The sequence below is a fragment of the Streptomyces sp. UF-297 genome, assembly GCF_058245575.1.
On record NZ_JBSIBZ010000266.1, the window covers coordinates 1 to 398 of the forward strand.

General features: G+C 74.9%; 1 protein-coding gene. It reads left to right on the top strand.

Translation table 11 applies throughout. The features are described from left to right. Positions 1-25: 25 nt before the first annotated feature. The coding region (locus tag AC4IJH_RS43765; protein WP_490857608.1) for a SpnB-like Rossmann fold domain-containing protein at positions 26-398 on the top strand (373 nt) is incomplete at its 3' end.

A 398-nucleotide genomic window follows, 5' to 3' on the forward strand; every position in this document is an offset into this window, starting at 1 on the left:
GGCTGCGGATGCGACGGGTGCGCCCGTGGTGTCGGTGGCGTCGCTGATCACCCGTCCCGTCTCGGCGGACCAACTCCAGTCCGCCGAGGCCGGAGTGGCCGATGCGCTCTTCGCGGTGGACTGGGCTCCCGTGGTCGAGTCTGCGGTCCCGTCGGGGGAGTGGGTGCTGATCGGTGCCGATCGCTTCGGCGTGGTCGAGGGGCTGGACGCGGCCGGTGTGCCGGTACGTACCTTCGCCGACCTCGCCGAGGTGGCGGCCACCGCTGAGGCGGGCGAGGTCTCCCCGCGAGTCGTGCTGGTGTGTGCCGGCGACGAGGGCCCCGACGTGGCCGGGGCCGCCCGCCGGGCGACCGGCGAGGCTCTGGGCCTGGTGCAGGAGTGGCTGGCCGAAGAGCGCC